We start from the raw sequence: 17370 nt of genomic DNA on the forward strand, positions 1-17370 counted from the left end.
CTTTGATTAACTAGTTTCATTGTATGCCATGTTAGTTTATCTGTCAACCATATGTGAGCAATTCTCACATAAAAATTTTTAGAATATTTCACGAATACAATAAAATAGCGATTTTAGTTTATTTTTAATTTGTTTTTATACACGATAGCTCATCTTTTTCTCTTACTGAGCAAGATTATACTTAAATTAACTTTTTCAAAATCATTGAATCAATTGCTGTGCAGATAGCTACTTTAACGTGAGCATACGTTAAACCACCTTGTACATAAGCAACATACGGTGGACGGATTGGACCATCTGCCGTTAGCTCTAAGCTAGCCCCTTGAACAAACGTACCGGCTGCCATGATTACATCGTCTTCATATCCTGGCATATAAGCTGGGTATGCCGTCACGTGCGAATTAATTGGCGACGCGTATTGAATTGCTTGGCAAAACGCCACCATCTTATCCCGATCATCAAACTGAACGGACTGAATTAAGTCTGTTCGCTCAGCGTCCCACTTTGGTTCTGACTGCATCCCAAGTTTTTCAAACATGGCCGAAGAAAATACAGCCCCCTTTAAAGCCTGCCCTACAACGTGCGGAGCTAAAAAGAAACCTTGATACATTTCCTGTAGGCTGTACAGCGTTGCACCAGCTTCTGCTCCAATACCTGGCGTTGTCATGCGGTAAGAGCATGCTTCAACCAACTCTTTACGTCCAGCAATATAGCCACCGATTTTCGCTAACCCACCGCCTGGATTTTTAATGAGAGAGCCTGCAATTAAATCAGCTCCAACATGAGATGGCTCTATTGTCTCTACAAATTCTCCGTAACAGTTATCTACAAATACGATAACGTCTGGCTTGATGCTTTTCACAAAAGCAATCATTTCTTTAATTTGGCTGACCGTAAACGAAGGACGAATTCCATAACCTTTTGAACGCTGAATACCAATCATTTTCGTTGTATCCGTAATGGCCGCTTTCACTTCTTCAAGGTCTACTCGCCCTTCTTTTGTTAAATCTACGGCTTTATATCCAATGTTATACTCTTTCAGTGAACCAACGCCAGACCCTCTAATTCCAACGATTTCTTCAAGCGTATCGTATGGCTTACCGGTAATGTATAAAAGGTCATCACCAGGTCGCAACACACCGAATAGCGAAATGCCTATTGCATGCGTACCTGAAATAATTTGGGGACGTACAAGGCACGCTTCCGTCCCAAATACATCAGCATATACCTTTTCAAGCGTATCTCTTCCTAAATCATCATAACCATAGCCCGTGGAGGGAATGAAATGTGAATCACTCACCTGGTTTTGTTGAAAGCTTTGCAGCACGCGAAACTGATTTGCTTCAATCACTTCATCAATTCGTTCATGAATCGGCTTAATTTGCTGCTCCACTTCCTTTGCTAACCTTTTAATTCTCTCTCCGTTTGCTAACTGATCAAACATCATTTTCTATCTTCCTCAACTTTCTTCTATCATTCTTAGCTGCTTATAAATTGGGTGTTCTTTTGCAATATAGCCTCGGCACTCGTACTTTTCTTTTTCCTCATTAAACTTTAGGGAGTCAACCAGCGCAACGGTTTTTAACTCCGCCAACAGCTTGCCCTCATCCGAAGGAATAAATAGATGAAAGTACTCCATCTCTTTCTTCATTTCATCCTGGATCTTTGTTCCCAGCAAAGCGAGATCTTCCTTATTAAAAGCGCTGATTAAAACAGAAGCAGGTGTGGTCGGCACAAATAATTCATGCTTCACATCTCGCTTATTATAAACGGTTAACATCGGAATATCTTCTACATCTAATTCCGCTAATAGCTTGTGAACAGTTTGCTCATGGTTGTGATAGTCTGGATTACCAGAGTCGACCACGTGTAAAATGAAATCAGCTTCTGTCACTTCTTCTAATGTGGAACGAAACGCAGCAACAAGCGTTGTTGGCAAATCTTGAATGAACCCAACCGTATCTGTTAAAAGAGCAGTTAAGCCGGACGGCATCGTATACTGTCTCGTCGTTGGATCAAGGGTTGCAAACAGCTGATTTTCTTCATAAATGCCCGCTTCTGTTAAACGATTGAAAAGCGTTGACTTACCGGCGTTTGTGTATCCTACTATAGCGATTTGATATACGTGGTTACGCTTTCTTCTCTCTCGGTAGCGCTCCCTGTGACTGACGACTGTTTTTAACTGACGCTTAATTTCATCGATTTTACGACGAATATGACGTCGATCGCTTTCAAGCTTCGTTTCACCTGGACCTCTTGTACCAATTCCTCCTCCTAAGCGAGAAAGTGCTGTTCCCTGTCCAACTAGGCGAGGGAGTAAGTAGTTTAGCTGCGCAAGCTCAACCTGCAGCTTTCCTTCTTTTGTTTGCGCACGCTGCGCAAAAATATCTAAAATCAGCTGTGTTCGGTCAATGATTCGAGCTTCTAGCTGACTGGATAAATTACGAATTTGACTCGGTGAAAGCTCATCGTTAAACACAATTAAATCTGGCTCTAGCTCTTCTTCAAGCGCAACGAGCTCTTCCACTTTTCCTTTTCCGATATATGTAGCTGGATGTATACGGTCGCGCTTTTGAGACAAGCGTACTAGAACCTCACCCTGTGCTGTTTCAGTTAATGATGCTAGTTCATCCATCGAATACTCAAAGCGCTCATCATCATCGTGAAGCTGACACCCCACTAAAATCACACGCTCAAGCTCTTGTTTCATCTCAAATGTCAATGACTTTCCTTCCCTTACTGTTAAAGTATTAACGCACTCATATCATAACAAAAAAACACGATTTTCTCTATCTTCTTCAAAGATGCAGAATAGATTGTTTTTACTAGTTTATCACGCTTTGTTTCTTTTAAGAAATTATCCCTAAAAAAACGTTGAAATTCTGCTCAATAGTGGATACAATTTGAATGACTTTATTATTGTAATACTTTCTAACAAACAACGAATTTTTATACATAAAGGGGAAGTTGCGATGACATGGGACGTTTTGAGCATCATCGGCACCATTGCTTTTGCAGTTAGCGGGGCGTTTATTGCAATGGAAGAAGAATATGATATTTTAGGAGTTTACATTCTAGGAATCGTCACAGCGTTTGGCGGTGGCGCCATCCGTAACTTATTAATTGGTGTACCAGTATCTGCTCTTTGGGAGCAGGGATTATTTTTTCAAATTGCGCTATTATCGATTACGGCAACCTTTTTGTTTCCAAACAGCATCTTAAAACAGTGGAAACGTTGGGGGAACTTTTCTGACGCAATTGGGCTTGCGGCTTTTGCCATTCAAGGCGCACTCTATGCTACCAGCATGGGACACCCCTTAAGCGCTGTTATCGTTGCTGCTGTATTAACAGGTAGCGGCGGTGGGATTGTACGCGACTTGCTTGCTCGCCGAAAACCGACCGTTTTAAAAGATGAAATCTATGCGCTTTGGGCAATTCTTGCAGGCTTGATTGTTGGCCTTCAAATCGCAAGCTCTCCGGTAGAGCTTTACGTATTATTTGGTTTGCTTGTTGCATGTCGTATGCTATCTTATATGTACAAATGGAAGCTGCCAATTCGTTCAATTCGCCAACCAAATATGTAATAAAAAAATCCGGCATAAAGCCGGATTTTTTTATAGACGAATATCGCTTGATTTAAGCGTTATCAGCTGCTCTTTACCATAGTTTGCTTCTTCTAAAAGCCTCATGGATTGAGCTCGAATGGAGCGTTCTAAAATATTTCGCACATAGCGACCGTTGCTAAAGTCTAGAGGCGTCTGATTGTATTTTACATCCATGAAATGTTCTTTTAACTTTTTATAAGCATCGCCGCTGAATTGATACTGGCGATCATCCATCATCCGGTCTGCAATATCCATTAGCTCATTGACATCATAATCCGGAAAATCAAAGATGAACGGAAACCTTGAACGAAGACCAGGGTTTAAGCTTAAAAAGTTCTCCATTTCGCGTGGATAGCCAGCCAAAATTAAGACAAACTTATCATTTGCATCCTCCATATGCTTCACAAGCGTATCAATTGCTTCTTTCCCAAAATCTTTCTCTCCACCTCGGGCAAGCGAATAGGCTTCGTCAATGAATAAAATACCACCCAACGCTTTTTTCACAAGATCTCGGGTTTTTTGTGCTGTATGTCCAATGTACTCACCCACTAAGTCTGCTCTTTCAGCTTCAATGAGGTGTCCTTTTGATAACACATTCATATTTAAAAACAATTTCCCTAAAAGCCTTGCAACCGTTGTTTTTCCTGTACCTGGATTTCCTTTAAACATCATATGCATCGCTTGTTTTTCTGCCTTCAGACCACTTTCTTCTCTCTTTTTATTAATATATAACCAAGCATATATTTCTTTAATCATTTTTTTTAGCTCATCCATTCCAACCAGACCGCTCATTTCTCTTTCAATTTCTAGCAGTGGTTCATGATTAACAATCGGTCGTTTCACAGGACGTGGAATTGACGTTGTATAGACTCGTTCTTTCTTTGTCTCGTTATTTAAAACAATATTAATTTGCCCATTGTTTTTAAGAGTTATAGGCTGCTCCACACTGTTCACCTCTCGTTTCATCACAGTTACGCTGATGACATTGTATCGCTCTATCTCTAGCTGTAGGACGAACGAATGAAATCATCATTTTCTTTTAGCGGCTTGTATTTTTTCTGTAGCTCGCCATTACCCAAGAAATAAACGCTTATTATAGTTGTATGTGGTAAAACAGTAAACCATGTTAAGAAAAATACTTCTCTCTTTCAACCATAAGAAAAACCAGCCTCATCCCCGCGGATTTGGCTGGTTATCTGACTACTCTAATTCTACAGAGATATTTTTATTTGGAACAAACGTTGAGATTGCATGTTTATAAATTAACTGCTGCTTTCCTTCTGAATCCAATAGAACTGTAAAGTTATCAAACCCTTTAATTAGTCCGCGCAGTTGAAAACCATTTAATAAAAACACAGTGACATAAATATTTTCTTTGCGTAATTGATTTAAAAACTGATCTTGAATATTAACGGATTGTTTCACTATTCGGCCTCCTCATTTCTCTATCTTTACTAGATTAATTCGCTTCTTCTTTCAGCTTTCCTGCTACATAAGTGAAAATTTTGTTGAACTTTTCATGAAAATTGTCAACTTCCATTTCAAACCACGTTACAGGCATCTTATTACGAAACCACGTTAATTGACGTTTGGCATACCTTCTTGAATTCAACTTTAACTGTTCAATCGCTTCTTCAAGCGTGCAGTTTCCGTCGAAATATGTATACAGTTCTTTGTAGCCAATCGCTTGAATTGATTGTACATCACGAACCCCTGCATCGTACAGTGATTTGACTTCTTCTACCAAGCCTTTTTGCACCATAAGATCAACACGTTGGTTAATTCGATCGTATAGTTGTTTACGCTCCATTGTTAAACCAATGAGCGTCACATCATAGAGAAGCTCTTGAGTTTGCTCACGATTATAAACGCTGAAAGGCTTACCAGTCACTTCATACACTTCAAGAGCACGAATAACGCGCCTATGGTTGTTAGGATGAATGGACTCTGCGCCAACTGGATCTATTTCACAAAGTTTTTGATAAAGAGGCTCAATTCCATGCGCTGCAACAAAATGTTCCATGCGCTGTCTGAAGTGTTCGTCGCCTGCTGATTCAGTAAACTGATAGTCATAGATGACAGATTGAATATATAACCCTGTACCACCTACAATAATCGGCAGTTTACCCCGGTCATGAATATCTGTAATCTTCTCTCTTACCATCTCTTGAAATTCAGCCACGGAAAACGACTCAGTCGGCTCTTTAATATCAATTAAGTGATGAGGAATTCCTTCCATTTCATCGCTTGTAACCTTCGCTGTTCCGATATCCATCTTTTTATAAATTTGCATGGAATCTCCCGAAATAACTTCTCCATTTAACAGCTTGGCCATTTCAATGCTCAACTTGGTTTTACCAACGGCTGTCGGACCAATAATTACTATTAATTTTTGTTTCTCTCCCGTCATAACCACACTACTTTCATCTATTACATTTACATCTTCTCATTTTACCCGGAAAACCCATCTTTATTCAAGGCTGATAAAGAAGGAACGTTCTGTTACAGCAATTGAATTAGCGGAGCTCGACTATAAAAGTAGAAACAAAGACTCAATTCGTTTAACTGATGAAATAATAAAAGAATATGAATGGTTTTTAGAAAAAGTCAACTCTTAACCTGAACATACACCAATGACAGTAACTTGGTTGGAAAAGATATTTACTAAAAAAGAAAAAAAGCTGAATGTACATAAAAATTTCTTTACAGGCCTATAAAAAGAAGAGAAACAGGTATTGTTTGAAAGCTAGTTTTGAGCAAGCACGAAACTCCAAAACAATGATGGAGATTCTTTTTTCGCTTTGAAAATTAGCATTCTACATCTGTTCCTCTTAAAAGTTCTACCTTCTGAATTAAAAGAACCGAAAAGGATTCCTTCTACATTGAGAGCGGTTTTCTGATTGTGACTGTACACGATTTCCAGAGCGGTTTTCTGATTCAGATTGTACACGATTTCCAGAAGGATTTTCTGACTGGGGTCGAACAAGAGGTTGGGATTGGTTTCCAGATTGAGGTTGTGTGCCACCACCAGAGCGGTTTTCTGCTCGACATTTTCTGCGACGGCCAGAGAGGTTTTCTGATTCGGATTGTACACGACCTTGAGAGCGGTTTTCTGCTCGACATTTTCTACGACGCCCCGAGCGATTTTGAGATGTTTCTCTTATCTGAGGTATATTAATATTAACGTTAGAGCTTCCACTATTGCTAATAATATTTTTATTTCCCGACTCATTATCTCTATTAGAACCGATATCATGGTTTGAATTGGTTTGTAATCTGTTAAAATCGTTATTCATCATAACTTCCCCTTCACATTATGTTTAATTTCTACCGCTAGTATATGCAATAGAAACTACTAACGTATAGGTAGCTGACTTACAGAATCTACATACACAATAAAAGAAAAACAATCTTTTCTTTTAAAAAAATACCTGCACCACATACCGCTTTGCAATTTTACTTTTAAACACACAATTACGGTGAAAAATGGTGCAGATATAACTTCATCAAATGGGGTAAAACATTGTATAAATCACTTTACATCACGCGCTTAAACATTTTTTCCATTTCATATGTTGAATAGTGAATGATAATTGGTCGCCCGTGCGGACAAGTAAACGGATCGGTTGTTTTTCTTAGCGTTTCAAGTAAAGCTAAAATTTCATCATTTCGAAGGTGATGATTCGCTTTGATTGAACCTTTGCAACTCATCATAATAGCAGCTTCTTCACGTAAGCTTTCTATATCTACACGTTTCATCACAAATACTTGCTGAATCATCTCTTCAATTGTTTCTTTTTCTTCACCTTTTGGGAACCACTGAGGGTGTGCTCGAACGATATAAGCATTTTGGCCAAACGGTTCTAAAAATACGCCGACATCTTCAAGAGCTCTACGATTTTCTTCTAGAATGAGCGCTTCGTTACCTGAAAACTCAAACGTGAGTGGCATTAAAAGTTCCTGCACTTCTGCATCTACTTGACCAAGCTTTTTCTTAAAGAATTCATATTTGATTCTCTCTTGAGCCGCATGCTGGTCAATGATAAACAAGCCGTTTTCATTTTGAGCTAATATATACGTACCGTGCATCTGACCAATCGGATACATGGGAGGAACTCGCTCTGCTTGCACTTCTTCGACTTTCTCATTACCCGATTCTTGCTTTTGTACATCATTTTCTTCCTCATAAGAAAACACTGGTTCTGCATCCTGCTCTTCCAGCTCATCGTATTCAAGCTCATTTTCAACATTTTCTGTCACCATAAAACCTGGCTTTTCTTGCGTTTCGGCAACGTTCTTGCTAAAGAAAGGCTGAGCTTTGCTCGGTTCAACAAATTCCTTCGATAAAGGAAGAGGCTCTTTAGGCAATCCATGATTAAACGTGAAGGTTTGCTGCTCCGTTGGCAGCACTGGTTGTTTAGAGCGAGAAGCTGCTGTCACTTCTGGTATAAGCTGCTGTTTTTTAAACGCAGCTTTAATTGCCTCTTCTACAAGCTCATACAGCTCTGCTTCTTTACTTAACCTTACTTCAAGCTTTGCTGGGTGTACGTTCACATCTACTAGCAATGGATCCATGTTAATAGCTAAAAATACAACCGGAAAGCGTCCAATCGGTAACAGCGTATGATAGCCTTGCTGGATAGCTTTTAAAAGCCCGTAGTTTTTTATAAATCTACCGTTAATTGTCGTAGACATATAGCTTCGAGATGCACGTGTTACTTCCGGCAAGGCAATATAGCCGGTGATATCATAATCTAGCGATTCTACCTTTAACGGAATCATCTTTTTCGCTACTGCCATCCCATAGATAGCGGCTAACACTTGACGCGCATCTCCACTTCCGTTTGTATAGAGAAGCTGACGACCTTGGTGAATTAAACGAATGGATACATGAGGATTCGCCATGGCAAGGCGATTCACAACATCCGTTACGTTTCCTAATTCTGTATTAATTGTTTTCATGTATTTAAGGCGTGCTGGCGTGTTGAAAAATAGGTTTTCTACAATAATTTCTGTACCTTTTCGGCTTGAAGACGGTTCGTGATGCGTTATTTCTCCTCCACGAAGCTTTAAGTGGGTACCGGCTTCATCACCGGTACTTGTCTTAATTTCAAGCATGGATACAGACGCAATACTTGGCAGTGCTTCACCGCGAAAACCTAATGTCCGAATTCGGAACAAGTCGTTCTCAGTCTTAATCTTACTCGTCGCATGTCGACGGAAAGCAGTTAAGCAATCTTCAGGTGCAATCCCGTCTCCGTTATCTAAAATACGAATCTTTGATAACCCTGCTTCTTCTAGTTCAATTTCAATAACTGTGCTATTTGCATCAATCGCATTTTCAACGAGCTCTTTCACAACAGAAGCAGGTCGTTCTACAACCTCTCCTGCTGCGATTTTATTTGAAAGTTCGTCTGAAAGCTGTCTAATTTTACCCACAGACTCACCCCTTTCAAGTCTATTTCTTCTTTAGTAGTTTTTGTAGCTTATACATGGCGTTCATTGCATCAAGCGGCGTCATCTCAAGAAGATCAAGCTGCTTTAATTCTGCTAGAATTTGCTTTTCACGCTTCGATAAACTGGCTTCTTTTACCTGCTGTTCTTTTTCTTCTCCGAAAAATGAAAGTTGACTTTGCTCGGTATCTGTTTTAGTTTCAGCTTTTGGTTGCTCAATTGGCTGAGGTTCAGGTTCAGCTACTGCATCAGCAGTCGGCTTCACTTTTTGCTCTTCGCTCGCGTTCTCAAAATCTGCTAAAATGACGCGCGCACGCTGCAATAAAGGCTCTGGAAGCTCTGCTAGCTCAGCAACATGGATACCATAACTCTTATCTGCTGGCCCTTCTTTAATTTTGTGTAAGAAGACCACCTTATTGTTCTTTTCAATTGCGCTAACATGCACATTACGCAGTGCTGAAAGCTGTTGATCTAATACCGTTAACTCATGATAGTGTGTAGAAAATAGTGTTTTACATCCAATATGTTCGTGCACATATTCAATAATTGCTTGAGCCAGCGCCATTCCATCATATGTTGACGTACCTCGTCCAATTTCATCCAGTAAAATTAAGCTTGACTGTGTCGCATTGGTAACTGCATTTTTCGTTTCTAACATTTCAACCATAAACGTACTTTGACCTGAGATTAAATCATCCGCTGCTCCAATTCGCGTAAACACTTGATCAAAGATGGGCAGCTCTGCTTCTTCTGCAGGAACAAAGCAGCCGATTTGTCCTAAAATGGCTGTTAGCGCTACTTGGCGCATATACGTACTTTTACCCGACATATTTGGTCCTGTAATGAGTAAGATTGAGCTATCGTCAGTCATTTGACAGTCGTTTGGTACATACTCTTGTGCATTCATCACTTTTTCAACAACGGGATGACGCCCATTTTTAATATGAATATCTCCATTAGTAGAGAATGTAGGTTTTGTATAATGACGCTCTTCACTGACCTTTGCAAAACACTGCAATACATCAAGCTCACTTACTTTTTTAGCTAACGCTTGAAGACGAGGAATATATACTTTGACCTCTTCACGAATTTGCGCAAACAGCTCGTACTCAAGCTCAACAATTTTTTCTTCCGCTTCTAAAATAAGCGCTTCTTTTTCTTTAAGCTCAGGTGTAATAAAGCGCTCAGCGTTCGTTAAGGTTTGCTTACGCTCATACATCCCTTCAGGTAGTAAATGCAAGTTGGCACGCGTTACTTCGATGTAGTAGCCGAACACGCGGTTATAACCAATTTTCAACGAACGAATCCCTGTTCTTTCACGCTCTTTCTGCTCTAAAGAAGCAATCCATGTCTTCCCGTTCCGACTAGCATCTCGATATTGATCAAGCTGATGGTTATAATTATCTGCAATAATATCCCCTTCTTTAATTGATAGAGGAGGATGTTCTTTTAATCCTCTTTCCAGTAGCGCAGTTAACCTTTCACATGGGTCAATATCTTCAACGAGTTTAGAAGCATATGGATTATTTAATCGATAAACCACTTCTTGAATTTCAGGAACCTTTTGCAGGGATTTGCGCAGCTGTACTAAATCACGCGCATTAACGTTACCAAATGCTACGCGACCTGCTAAACGCTCTAGGTCATACACTTCTTTTAATAAATCTCGCAGTTCTTCACGTTCAAAAAATTGTTTCATAAGAACGTCAACCATATTTAAACGCTCATCAATTTTCTCTTTGCTTAGAAGCGGGCGGTCAATCCAATTTTTTAATAAACGTCCACCCATTGCCGTGACTGTTTGATCTAATAACCATAAAAGAGATCCTTTTTTACCTTTTGAACGAATCGTTTCTGTTAACTCTAAGTTTCGCTTAGAAAACAAATCAATCTTCATATATTCATTGATTTGATAAAGCTGTACAGGCTGTAAATGTTCAAGAGAACGCTTTTGTGTACGTACTAAATACTGTAAAATACGAGCAAATGTATCTACTAATTTTTGCTGTTGAAGTGATTCAGTTAAATGTAAAAAGGCATCTTCAACCTTTGTACTTTCTTCAAACGAAATAGTGATGGTCATTCTCTCTTTCACTGTTTGCAGCAATTCAGCAGAAAAGCTGCTTGAAACAACTATTTCCTTTGCTTCTTTGGCATAGATTTCAGAAACAACGTCATGGAATGAAGAAATAAGCGTGACGCTATTTTCCCCGGTCGATAAATCCGATAGCGCTAATCCAAACGTGTCATCTGGGAAATGCGTGACCGAGCAAATATAATTATTTTCTTTTTCTTGCAGTCCTTTTTCGTTCATTAAAGTCCCTGGTGAAATGACTTGAATGACTTCACGCTTTACGACGCCTTTGGCTTTTTTAGGGTCCTCTACTTGTTCACAAATTGCCACCTTATAGCCTTTTTCAATTAATCTTTCAATATATGTAGGCGCTGAGTGGTAAGGTACACCGCACATTGGGATGCGATCATCGCCCCCTCCGTCTCGGCTTGTTAACGTAATTTCTAATTCTTGAGATGCAGTCGTTGCATCTTCAAAAAACATTTCGTAAAAATCACCTAATCTAAAAAATAAAAAGGCATCTTGATAGTCTGCCTTGATTTTTAAATATTGCTGTATCATTGGCGTATATGTTGCCATACTATTCCTCCAAAAACTTCTGTTAATCATTTTTTCTACACGTATTATAACATAGGTTGGCAAAAAACTTCATGATTGTAAAACTTGCTAACCACTTTTGGTGCACATAAAAAAACTAGGAAGAAATTCTTCCTAGTTATTCATCGTCACCTAAAATGAAATCTGGATTGAGGTCTTCAAATTCATCGTCATCAACGTCTAAATCAAGTTCATCACCATCATCGCATCCTTTTGGATTAACGGCTACGCATACTTTTGTCTCACCAATTACCTCGGCTAAAAGCTCTCTCTCTACTTGGACAATCGTTTTGTTTCCGTTTGGTGAAATTGTACACTCAAGGCAATTTGGCTGCTGTAGCACTCGTACGATAATTTCGCAATCATCTCCAAAAGCATCGTCATCTTTCTGGCGAAGCTTAATCACATCACGATAGTGAACCGTCTCTGTAAACACTTCTGTTTTTGTATTATCTTTGAAAGAATACCAGACGTTAATATCATATTTGCCGTCCACTTCAACTGTATTTCCGCGCTTTTTAGCATCATACTGATGGTTAATTACCCAGCAACCTAAAATGCTCGTCGGTCGGTTCGGTGGTGTAAGCGTGTGTGATGACTGCGTAAACTTACGCCCTTTACCTACGACTGCTTTTGTAATAATTTCTCTATAGTGTTGTGACATGTGAGCATACCCTCCTCAAACTATCTTCATTTCATCCTATGCAGGTTCTATCGCTTGTTTGCACATTATTTTGTAAAACTAGGTTAAAGACATAAAAAACCTATGTTTCATTGTATGCAACACCTTAGAGAAATGTGACAATTATTCTAGAGAAAATTGTACAACATAAAAAAACTCCCAGCTTCCGCTGGGAGTTTTTTATCAATGGCAGCTTGCCCCCGGAGTGTTACGAACTTTTGAGCCCGTTTCACCACGAAGTACGTCACCATCAGTTGCCACAATAATTTCATCAGTGACCGTATTTGAAATTGTGCTCGCCACAAGTTGAAGCAAATCATTAACGTTAACCTGAGAGTCTTGAAACTGCTGAATAATTGGCAGCTCATCTAACTCAGCTTGGATTCGATCGATTTTTTCTTCCACTTGCTTTAACGCTTCAGTTTTTCCATAGTGCTGAAAGTTAACCGCTTGTTTTTGCAGGCTTTTAATGCTCGCAATTTTTTCACGAACTTTTTGGTTTTCGTTCAGCTGAGCTTCTGCACGCTTGAAGAATTCAACTTCTTCCGTTTCAGAAATCATTTTTGCAAGTTCTTTCGCTCTTGCAATCACATCACTTTTTGTGTACTGCGACATTTCACTTCACCTCTGCTGCTTCTTCTACCATCTCTCCATCTAAAGACCATGTCTTAGCTTTTGTAATTTTCACTTTTACAACTTGACCAATTACTGATTCTGGTGCTACGAAGTTTACAAGCTTATTCTTTTCAGTATAGCCAGCTAACACATTCGGGTTGTTTTTACTTTCACCCTCCACTAATACTTCGACAACACGACCTTCGTATTCCTGCATTTTCTTTGCAGAAATTTCGTTTACAAGTGCATTTAAGCGCTGAAGACGCTCTTTTTTCACTTCCATCGGTACGTTGTCTTTCATTTTAGCAGCTGGTGTACCCTCACGAGGAGAGTAGATGAACGTATAAGCACTATCAAATTCCACTTCACGGTACAATGATAGCGTTTCTTCAAACTGCTCGTCCGTTTCATTAGGGAAACCAACAATAATATCAGTGGTAAGAGATGCTGTTGGAATTGCTTCTTTAATTTTACGAACAAGCTCTAGGTAGTGCTCACGCGTGTATTTACGCGCCATGATCTTCAGAATATCTGAGCTACCTGACTGAACTGGTAAATGGATGTGATCAACTAAGTTTCCACCTTTTGCTAACACTTCAATTAAGCGGTCATCGAAGTCACGTGGATGACTTGTTGTAAAGCGAATACGCAGAACATCAATTTTACGAATCTCATCCATTAAGTCACCTAGACCATATTCCATATCTTCAAAGTCTTTTCCGTATGCATTTACGTTTTGACCAAGAAGCGTAATTTCTTTATACCCTTGAGCTGCTAAATGACGCACCTCTTGAATGATTTCTTCTGGACGACGGCTACGCTCTTTACCACGCGTATAAGGAACGATACAGTACGTACAGAACTTATCACAGCCATACATGATATTTACCCACGCTTTAATGCTGCCTTTTCTTGCACGTGGCAGATTTTCAATAACGTCTCCTTCTTTTGACCATACTTCAATCACCATTTCTTTTGCCATATATGCTTCATTTAGAATATGAGGCAAGCGGTGAATGTTATGCGTTCCAAAAATCATATCAACATGCTGATGTTTTTGTAAGATTTTATTAACGACTGACTCTTCCTGTGACATACAGCCACATACTCCGATCAATAAGTCTGGACGCTCACGCTTTAAAGCCTTTAAATGCCCTAGTTCACCAAATACTTTATTTTCAGCATTTTCACGAATGGCACACGTATTTAATAAAACGACGTGTGCATCTTGAACGGAGTCAGTTGGCTCATAGCCTAAGCTTAAGAAAATTCCTGCCATTACTTCCGTATCATGCTCGTTCATTTGACAGCCGTATGTACGAATATAAAACTTACGGCCTTGTCCCATGCCTCTGAAACGCTCTTCAATAGAAAAGTCGTTATGATAAGCAACCTCTTCTTTACCGCGCTTTTTTGCGTCCTTTAAAGAAGGTGGCATATATACTGTTTGGAAATATTTGCTGTAATCCTTCTCGGATTTTTTGTCCGCTGGAGTTACTTGTCCACTTTCTAAACGTTGTTTTTCGTTCATATAAAAGCTCCTTTCAACGTGCACATTTACTAATTTTTTCATTGTTATGCGTTGCTTTATAAACTCGTTAAAAAAATGCCATTCATGTCTTTATTTTTTGTCCTCATTCATACAAAAAACGAAACGGAATCACATTATATTAGTATATAACTTTCATCTATTGAACACAATAACATACCCTTGAGCTGTAAAAAAGAAAATACTGCAGCCTGCAGTATTTTCTTGACGTTTATACTAAAATCTTCAACTCTTTTCCTACTTTTTCAAAAGCGCTAAGAGAAGCTGTTAATTCTTCCTTTGTATGCTGAGCCGTTACGATTGTTCTGATTCTTGCTTTCCCTTTAGCAACCGTTGGAAACGCAATTCCTTGAGCAAAGATGCCTGTTTCTGCTAGCTTTTCTGAAAACTGATGCGTCAATGCTTCATCTCCAATGATAACGGGTGTAATAGGCGTTTCGCTATGTCCGATATCATAGCCTAACTTAGATAACCCTTGTTTAAAGAATGCCGTGTTTTCCCACAATGTTTCAATGAGCTCTGGCTCTTCAAGCAATACATCGATAGCTGCGCTGCATGCGGCCGTCACTGCTGGTGGATGAGAAGTACTAAACAAAAAAGGTCGACCTTTGTGAATTAAATAATCAATTAATGTCTGGGAGCTCGCGATATAACCGCCAAGAACACCAACTGCTTTACTTAACGTCCCTACTTGAATATGAACGCGTCCGTCTAAACTGAAATGATTGACTGTACCTCGGCCATTCTCACCAAGCACTCCGGAGGCATGAGCATCGTCCACCATTACAAGAGCATCATATTGTTCAGCTAACTCAACGATTTTCGGAAGCGGTGCAATATTACCATCCATTGAGAATACACCATCCGTTACAATAATCCGTTTACGATAGTCTCCTGACTCTTTAAGAGCTCTTTCCAAATCTTCCGTATCCACATGCTTATATACTTTACGAGCAGCTTTTGTTAATCGAATCCCATCAATGATGGATGCGTGATTTAATTCGTCAGAAATAACAACATCTTCATGTGTTAAAATTGATGAAAGCACGCCTTGATTTGTCGTGAAGCCAGATTGAAACACAAGTGCTGCCTCCGTATGCTTGAATTTTGCTAATTTTTTCTCCAGCGCCTCATGCATAGAGAATGTTCCTGCAATGGTTCTCACAGATCCCGTACCAGCACCATATTTTTGAACCGCTTCAATAGCCGCATCCTTCATTTTCGGATGGGATGTTAAGCCTAGATAGTTGTTTGACGATAGCTGAATAAGCGTCTGCCCGTTAATCTGCACTTTTGATCCTTGTTCAGACTCAATTGGTATAAGCTTGCGAAAAGTACCTGCTTTCTTCATTTCCTGTAGCTCTTGATCTAAAAACTCAAATCCTCTCATTTACCCCTTCCCCTTTCAACTACTCTAAGATAAATACAACTTTCCCACATTTTCCTTCCATCATGAGCTCAAAGCCTTTTTCATAGTCTTCTAGTGGCAAGCGATGCGTAATTAGTTCGTTCATATTCAGCTGATTTCCTGCCAATAAATTAGACACTGTATACCAAGTTGAAAACATTTTACGCCCTGTGATACCTTGAACCGTTACCCCTTTAAATACAATATCATTCGTCACATCAATGGAAACAGGTGTCGTTGGTAAGCTTAAAATAGATACTCTCCCTCCATTTGCTACCATCTTAAAGCCTTGATTCATTGCTGTCGGCTGGCCCGACATCTCACAGACAACATCAATACCATTTCCACTTGTCAGCTTATTGATAACCTCTAGAGGATCTTGTTCAAGTGGATTAAGTACAATGTGAGTTCCAAGGTCCTTAGCAAGGCTCAAGCGATACTCATTCACATCCATTGCTATCACTAAAGATGCTCCGGAAGCTTTTGCAACGGCTACGGTCATTAAACCGATAGGTCCGCACCCTATTACTAAGACAGATTTACCCGCAATACTGTCATTTAAAACTGTATGAACTGCATTTCCAAGCGGCTCCTGCAAACACGCAACATCATGTGATAAGTGATTAGGGTTTTTCCAAATATTTTGAGCTGGTACAGCTACGTACTCAGCAAAACAGCCCATTCGGTCAACGCCAATAATCTTTGTCTTTTGACAAATATGAGCATTACCTAACAAGCACTGCATACAGCGTCCGCATACAATATGCGTTTCAGCAGAAACAGAGTCCCCAATCTGTACTCCTGCTACATTTTGACCAATTTGAACAACTTCCCCCGAAAATTCATGACCGAACACGTAAGGAGGATTGACTCGTGAAGATGCCCATTTATCCCATTTATAAATATGAACGTCTGTACCGCAAATTGAAGTTGCTTTCACTTTAATTAATACTTCATCATCGGCAATCGATGGAATATCAACTTCAGCCAAAACAGCTCCAAACCCTCTTTTATCCTTCACCAACGCTTTCATCTTTCCACCCATGGTGCACATCCCCTTTTTATAAAAACGCTTTCATCACAAATATATTAACACCTTTTTAAATACAGGTAAATAACCGAGTCCTCTCCATATATACATATGTCACCAAGGGGGGAAAAATATCAAAAAGAGTTTGGGACATAACAAAATGATTGCTTCTAAAAGACGAACACTCGCTGTTCCCATCTCTTTGGTTTGTCTCAACACGTTCGTTCCATTGCGCTACGGCCACTCGCTTTCCGCGGGGAGGAACCTGAGCTTCCTCGCTGCGCTGCGGGATCTCCGTTTTCCCTCTCTTTCCCGCAGGAGTCGAGTGTCCTACGCTCCATTCCACCCTGTTTCTA

15 protein-coding genes are annotated in these 17370 nt (G+C 39.7%); 1 reads left to right on the forward strand and 14 read right to left on the reverse strand.

The window, feature by feature from the left end:
* Positions 1-181: 181 nt before the first annotated feature.
* Entirely contained in the window at positions 182-1444 is a 1263-nt protein-coding gene (locus AS180_RS00295; RefSeq protein WP_025908617.1) for a methionine gamma-lyase family protein, read from the reverse strand.
* 15 nt (positions 1445-1459) lie between these two features.
* Positions 1460-2722 carry a GTPase HflX gene (gene hflX, locus AS180_RS00300; RefSeq protein ID WP_025908616.1) on the reverse strand — a complete coding sequence of 421 codons (1263 nt, stop codon included), beginning with the start codon at positions 2720-2722 and terminating at the stop codon, positions 1460-1462.
* Positions 2723-2972: 250 nt separating this feature from the next.
* Between hflX and AS180_RS00305 the strand changes: the two genes are divergently transcribed.
* Positions 2973-3584, forward strand: coding sequence for a trimeric intracellular cation channel family protein (locus AS180_RS00305; protein WP_025908615.1), 612 nt, complete (start codon positions 2973-2975; stop codon positions 3582-3584).
* A gap of 30 nt (positions 3585-3614) precedes the next feature.
* Here AS180_RS00305 and spoVK read toward each other — a convergent pair whose 3' ends face one another.
* From spoVK to AS180_RS22025, 12 genes are all read right to left on the reverse strand, one after another.
* The gene (gene spoVK, locus AS180_RS00310; RefSeq protein WP_025908614.1) at positions 3615-4550 is read right to left on the reverse strand and encodes a stage V sporulation protein K; all 936 of its coding nucleotides are present in this window, start codon (positions 4548-4550) and stop codon (positions 3615-3617) included.
* A gap of 255 nt (positions 4551-4805) precedes the next feature.
* Complete coding sequence (gene hfq, locus AS180_RS00315) at positions 4806-5030, reverse strand: RNA chaperone Hfq (RefSeq protein WP_025908613.1); 225 nt, start codon at positions 5028-5030, stop codon at positions 4806-4808.
* Between the two features lie 34 nt (positions 5031-5064).
* Positions 5065-6015: a tRNA (adenosine(37)-N6)-dimethylallyltransferase MiaA gene (gene miaA, locus AS180_RS00320; RefSeq protein ID WP_025908612.1), complete on the reverse strand. Its 951-nt coding sequence runs from the start codon at positions 6013-6015 to the stop codon at positions 5065-5067.
* A gap of 442 nt (positions 6016-6457) precedes the next feature.
* Positions 6458-6901, reverse strand: coding sequence for a hypothetical protein (locus AS180_RS23405; RefSeq protein WP_062686193.1), 444 nt, complete (start codon positions 6899-6901; stop codon positions 6458-6460).
* Between the two features lie 241 nt (positions 6902-7142).
* Positions 7143-9044 carry a DNA mismatch repair endonuclease MutL gene (mutL, locus tag AS180_RS00330; protein ID WP_025908610.1) on the reverse strand — a complete coding sequence of 634 codons (1902 nt, stop codon included), beginning with the start codon at positions 9042-9044 and terminating at the stop codon, positions 7143-7145.
* Positions 9045-9063: 19 nt separating this feature from the next.
* On the reverse strand, positions 9064-11712 hold the full coding sequence (gene mutS, locus AS180_RS00335) for a DNA mismatch repair protein MutS (RefSeq protein ID WP_025908609.1): 2649 nt from the start codon (positions 11710-11712) through the stop codon (positions 9064-9066).
* Between the two features lie 136 nt (positions 11713-11848).
* Positions 11849-12394, reverse strand: a complete 546-nt coding sequence (locus AS180_RS00340) for an outer spore coat protein CotE (protein WP_025908608.1) — start codon at positions 12392-12394, stop codon at positions 11849-11851.
* 201 nt (positions 12395-12595) lie between these two features.
* Positions 12596-13027 carry a YlbF/YmcA family competence regulator gene (locus tag AS180_RS00345; protein WP_025908607.1) on the reverse strand — a complete coding sequence of 144 codons (432 nt, stop codon included), beginning with the start codon at positions 13025-13027 and terminating at the stop codon, positions 12596-12598.
* A gap of 1 nt (position 13028) precedes the next feature.
* Positions 13029-14558, reverse strand: a complete 1530-nt coding sequence (miaB, locus tag AS180_RS00350) for a tRNA (N6-isopentenyl adenosine(37)-C2)-methylthiotransferase MiaB (protein WP_025908606.1) — start codon at positions 14556-14558, stop codon at positions 13029-13031.
* Between the two features lie 229 nt (positions 14559-14787).
* Positions 14788-15966, reverse strand: coding sequence for a glycine C-acetyltransferase (locus AS180_RS00355; RefSeq protein ID WP_025908605.1), 1179 nt, complete (start codon positions 15964-15966; stop codon positions 14788-14790).
* A gap of 19 nt (positions 15967-15985) precedes the next feature.
* Positions 15986-17029 carry an L-threonine 3-dehydrogenase gene (gene tdh / locus AS180_RS00360; RefSeq protein WP_062686195.1) on the reverse strand — a complete coding sequence of 348 codons (1044 nt, stop codon included), beginning with the start codon at positions 17027-17029 and terminating at the stop codon, positions 15986-15988.
* A gap of 55 nt (positions 17030-17084) precedes the next feature.
* Positions 17085-17360, reverse strand: a complete 276-nt coding sequence (locus AS180_RS22025; protein ID WP_139109133.1) for a hypothetical protein — start codon at positions 17358-17360, stop codon at positions 17085-17087.
* Positions 17361-17370: the final 10 nt, after the last annotated feature.

This window comes from Priestia veravalensis, from assembly GCF_001457055.1.
Classification (GTDB): Bacteria; Bacillota; Bacilli; order Bacillales; family Bacillaceae_H; genus Priestia; species Priestia flexa.